Origin of the sequence: Xenorhabdus griffiniae, from assembly GCF_015163655.1 — a bacterium.
Classification (GTDB): domain Bacteria; phylum Pseudomonadota; class Gammaproteobacteria; order Enterobacterales; family Enterobacteriaceae; genus Xenorhabdus; species Xenorhabdus griffiniae.
The window spans coordinates 1-5289 of sequence record NZ_JADEUF010000167.1; the positions used below are offsets into that span (position 1 = coordinate 1).

The window sequence follows — 5289 nt, forward strand, 5'->3', positions numbered from 1 at the left end:
TATAATCAATATCAAAAACGAATGATTATGATATTAATATTTGTAAATATCGATTTTATTTAAAATTGATGGGTGTTTATTTATATACCACTCCAACTTCAATATGCGTGTAATTTCTTCCCGCTAAGCGGGAAGAAATCAGGTTTCATAGAGTGTTGTAACTTGAAGCTTAATGTGTATACCAATCGCCTTTCAAGATGCGTCTTATATCTCCCCGCTACGCGGGGAAATATAAACAATCACATTGATCTGCAAGCTGCAACTTGAAGTTGGATTGGTATATATTATTTATTTGATGGTGTTTTTTTAATGGTATTTAATAATTTATTGGGAGACAATCATGCTCTCATATAGTCAGGGGCAGTATTGCCCCTGGAGACAAATGATTAGTGTGGTTCTTGATCACTAATTTGCTTTTTTAAATAAACAAATTCCGGTAATAGCTCAATGAGTAATCTTATTTGTTGTAGTATAAGCTGGACTTTATTGTTACTTTCAGAAGGTATCATATTAATTTTTTCTAACAAACTATTCACCGCAGCTTGCAATATCGCATCATTCATCTGGTCTTGCTCTAATGTGGATTCAACATAACAGATTGCATCATTAAGAATATTTAAGATTGCTGGATCGTTAAGTTTATCTCGATGAGCGCCTAATGCAGAAATATAACTTAGCATAGTGTGGTTGAGGCATAGTAGACGAAAAGCGGCCTCTTGGGAGATACGATAATTTTTGGGTTCCGAGGCCATATTTGAGATCACTGATGCCAGTTCAGCATCACAATTGTGCGCATCACGACGGGCGATCCGATAATTCAGGCTATTACTTTTGCCCTGGTGGTATTGGGTTAAAATTGCACTAAGATAGCGGCAATTCGCTCCCATTGTGCGGCTAATCACTTGAGGTAATTGCCGGAACTTCCAATCTGGCCAGATGAAACTCACGGCAAGTAAAGCAATACCACAACCTACGAATGTATCAATGATTCTTGGCAGCGCTACTTCAAATCCTTCACCCAATAAATTGAAACTCAGTAATACCAGCAGCGTGATAAAGAGCGTTGCATGTGCATATTGACTATTACGGAAGGCAAAGAACAGCATACCAGAAATAACAATCAATACTAATTGGCCTTCAATGGAAGGGACAAAATAGAGAATGGGCAAGCCAATTAAAATTCCCGCCAGTGTACCCATCACACGTAAGGCCAGACGGCGGCGAGTGGCGCTATAGTTCGGTTGGCAGACAAATAAACTGGTGAGCAAGATCCAATACCCACGCTGTAAATCAAATAGCTGAATAATGGCATAGCCAGTACACAACAAAATGGACATACGAATAGCATGGCGGAATAGTGCAGATTGTGGTGTCAGGTGGCTTCTGATCCTAAACCCTATATCACGCCAGCCAGTTAAATCCTCTTCAGATAACTGCGTTTCTTCTTGTTTATCTTTTGGGGCGTTGGTTTGGGAAAGCAGATATTGATCTGAACCCAGCCCGGCTAATTGGGCATCAATGGCACGTAAATTTTTCAACAAATTATCAAATGCCATAATCTTAGTATCAGTACCTTGCTGATTTCTTAAACGCTCAATCGAACTTTCAAGGTAGCTGAAAGCACTTTCAAACCGTGGGTTATGTTGGTATTGCTTACGCAGGATAATAGATTGTGCAACCTGTTCACATGCCCGCGCTTGCATGGAAAGCAATCTCTGGACGCGGAACATAACATCACTGTGGCGAAATACTTCTCTTAGTTTTTGATATTGAACATGGGATGAACTGGCGCGTTCATGGATATCCTGGGCCACAAAATAATAGTGCAATGTATGGCGAGTACCTCGTTGTCCCCGATCTCCTTTCAAACGACTAAGCAAAGAACTTTTAGCCTGATTGAGCGTTGCGACTAACGCACTGTTCGCCATGGCGACATCAAACACCGATTGTTTATATTCCTCAGCCTCAGAATCGGGATCAAACAGGCTGGTTTTAGCATAGAGATACACTGAAAGTTGCTGGTAACAGCGTGCTAAATTTTCTTGCAAAGGGCGAATAGGGAATAATAAATGGCCTGTTAACGTCAGCAAGTTATACCAGATAGCGCCAGTAAGCAGTAACAAAGGCTGTTGATACCAGACAGGAAAGATTGACGAACCGAGCATGGTATAAATGGCTATCAGTAAAGCACCAAAAGCGATGGTGGCGTAACGTTGTCCCAGAGCACCAAGCAAAATAAAGCCACAAGTGGATATTGCCAAACCAGGCATGAAAAGCCATGGATAGGGAAACAGCAGTGTAATAGCAGTTGAAGCAACAAAGAAAGAGATCAAGGTAATAGTGAGATTACGTAATCGTCCAACCAGGCGGTCATCCAGGTCGGTTAATGCCGCTGCAACGACACCTAACAGCAGTGGAATTGTTATCTTGAGTTCTTTTCCCCATAGCCAGGGAATGAGAGTGGTTCCTGTCAGAGCAATAAATATACGGATATAATAGAGAGTGTGACTGTTATACAGAAAATGGCGGGAGCGGGACAAGACCGTTAGCACAAAATACTCCTAACAACATTTACGTGATGAAATCGTTCAACAATTTTCAGATACGGTGCCACGACAATGGAACTAAAATCAACGCAAATTGGCCAACGCCTTGCTCGGCACCCTTATAATCGGGTACGTCTACTGAATGCTGGCATTGAAGTTAGCGGTGACAAGCACCAGTACCTTATTCCATTTAATCAATTAATTGGTATTCAGTGTAAGCGAGGGATTGTTTGGGGGGAATTGGAATTTGAACTGCCAGAAGGAAAAGTCGTTCGCTTGCATGGTACTGAATGGCAGCAAACACAACGTTTTTACCATTATCTATTAAAAGAATGGCAAAAATGGAGTCTCGATATGAGCGATGTCAGTGCTGATGTTTTGGCTGTTCAAGTAAATGAAATAGCTAAAATCAAACAACAGAATCGTTGGCTAAAAGCCGCTGATTTAGTTTCCATACAGCAACAAATCAAGGAAACATTTCAGGCTTTACCTTTGCCATTACAACGAGTCACGCAATTTGAAAATTGTCGGAAAAATTATGAGATTTGTCTGGATTGGTTAGAGTCTGGTGAAAAAATAATTCAAACGCTGAATCGACAATGGGTTGATCATATGTTGGTGGAATATGGACAATTTTTCCAGACAATAGAAACGTCACCACTTGATCGCGCTCAATGTCAGGCGGTGATTAATGGTGAACAAAATATTCTGGTATTAGCAGGGGCGGGCAGTGGAAAAACCGCTGTTTTAATTGCGCGCGCAGGGTGGTTATTGTTACGTCAATCTGCACTTCCTGAGCAAATTTTGCTGTTGGCTTTCGATAACTGGGCTGCTGATAAAATGAATGAACGTATTCAGGCTCGTTTGGGAACCCAGGAAATAAAAGCAAAAACATTTCATGCTCTGGCATTGCATATTATTCAGCAAGGCAGTAATCAGTCGCCAAAAATTAGCGAGCTGGAAATTAATCTGCAAAAGCGCCGTGATTTTCTCGTTCAAGAATGGCAAAAACAGTGTGGAGAAAAAAAAGCACAAGCTAAAGGTTGGCGAGAATGGTTGAATGAAGAATTGGGCTGGCAATTGCCGGAAGGTGAATATTGGCATGATAAGTCATTGGCGATTCGTTTATCGGTCCGTTTAGAACGTTGGCTGGAATTAATGCGTATGCAGGGTAGCAGTCAAAAAGAGATGCTTGAACAAGCACCTACTGCTTATATTGATGCATTTCAAAAACGTCTACGGCTGATGGCACCTTTACTGAAAGCCTGGAAATCGGCATTGAAATCTGAGGAGGCCGTCGACTTTCCAGGTTTGATCCATCAGGCGGTGAATATTTTACAGAAAGGTCGATTTATCAGCCCGTGGAAACATATTCTGGTGGATGAATTTCAAGATATTTCCCCCTTGGCGCTCAGATTACTAACGGCATTGAAGGCACAAAATAAGCAAAGTCATTTATTTGTGGCGGGAGATGATTGGCAGGCAATTTATCGCTTTAGTGGCGCTGAATTACCGTTAACGACAGCATTTTCAACCTATTTTGGTAAAGGCGTTGAGTGTACATTGGATACGACGTATCGTCTTAATGACCGTATTGGGGAAATTGCCAACCAATTTGTGCAACAAAATCCTTATCAATTTAAAAAGCCTCTTAATAGCCTGACGAAAGGCAGTAAAAAATCGGTTGTTATTTTACCGGAAGAGCAGTTAGAGGCATTACTTAATAAAATGAGTGGTTATGTGACCAGGCAGGAAACTATCTTATTATTGGCACGTTATCACTATCTCAAACCTGAATTATTGAAAAAAGCACCGACTCGTTGGCCAAATTTGAAGATTGAATTTATGACAATTTATGCAGCTAAAGGGCAGCAAGCGGATTATGTCATTATACTGGGATTGCAACAGGGCCAAGACGGCTTTCCGGTACCAGCACGAGAATCTGTAATAGAGCAAGTTTTATTACCACAACCTGAAAATTTCCCTGATGCAGAAGAGCGTCGTCTGTTATACGTTGCATTAACGCGAGCAAAAAAGCAGGTTTGGTTAATGCAGGAACCGAAAAAACCATCTATTTTCATTCATCAACTGGCACACTTGGGCGTACCGATTCAGCGTAAGCCCTAAATTTCTCCCTGATGACTGTTGAAATCACCGCAATCTTTCATTGAGATAGCACTGATAATCTGGCACGCTAATATCAACATATTGAGAGAAAAGTGCTGAGTTAATAAGAAAATCGGCGGTTGAACAGTTGGTTGCGACAGGAATATTCCAAACCGTTGCCACGCGCAGCAGAGCTTTAACATCAGGATCATGAGGAACCGCGTTCAAAGGATCCCAAAAGAAGATTAAAACATCGATTTTGCCTACTGAAATCAGCGCACCGATTTGTTGATCACCTCCCATTGGCCCACTTAACATACTCGTTACAGGCAATCCTGTTTTCTGCTGAATTAAATGCCCCGTCGTTCCTGTGGCATATAAAGTATGTTTTTCTAACAAAGCATGGTGGTTATTAACCCAGGCCAGCAAGGAATTTTTACAATGATCGTGTGCGACAAGCGCAATCTTTTTCGATTCAGGTAAGGTGCGAACAGTTGATTCCATAGAGATACCTTTATATAAATTAACGCGATGCTCGACTTTCTAGATGAGATGACATAGTGAATTGAAATGACATAGCCCTGCCTTTATAACCTTAAGTTGCGAAACAAAGAGCAATAAAGGAACAAAAGGCTAT

At 41.2% G+C, this 5289-nt stretch carries 3 protein-coding genes; 1 reads left to right on the forward strand and 2 read right to left on the reverse strand.

Annotated features, from left to right (window positions below; genetic code table 11):
- Positions 1 to 386: 386 nt before the first annotated feature.
- Positions 387 to 2552: a YccS family putative transporter gene (gene yccS / locus IQ211_RS17760; RefSeq protein ID WP_189759256.1), complete on the reverse strand. Its 2166-nt coding sequence runs from the start codon at positions 2550 to 2552 to the stop codon at positions 387 to 389.
- 66 nt (positions 2553 to 2618) lie between these two features.
- Here yccS and helD point away from each other — a divergent pair, with 66 nt between their 5' ends.
- A complete protein-coding gene (gene helD / locus IQ211_RS17765; RefSeq protein ID WP_189759255.1) occupies positions 2619 to 4673 on the forward strand; it encodes a DNA helicase IV in 2055 nt (684 codons plus the stop codon).
- Positions 4674 to 4697: 24 nt separating this feature from the next.
- On the opposite strand, the gene mgsA is transcribed toward helD, so the two are convergent.
- Complete coding sequence (gene mgsA / locus IQ211_RS17770; protein ID WP_189759254.1) at positions 4698 to 5156, reverse strand: methylglyoxal synthase; 459 nt, start codon at positions 5154 to 5156, stop codon at positions 4698 to 4700.
- Between the last annotated feature and the right edge of the window lie 133 nt (positions 5157 to 5289).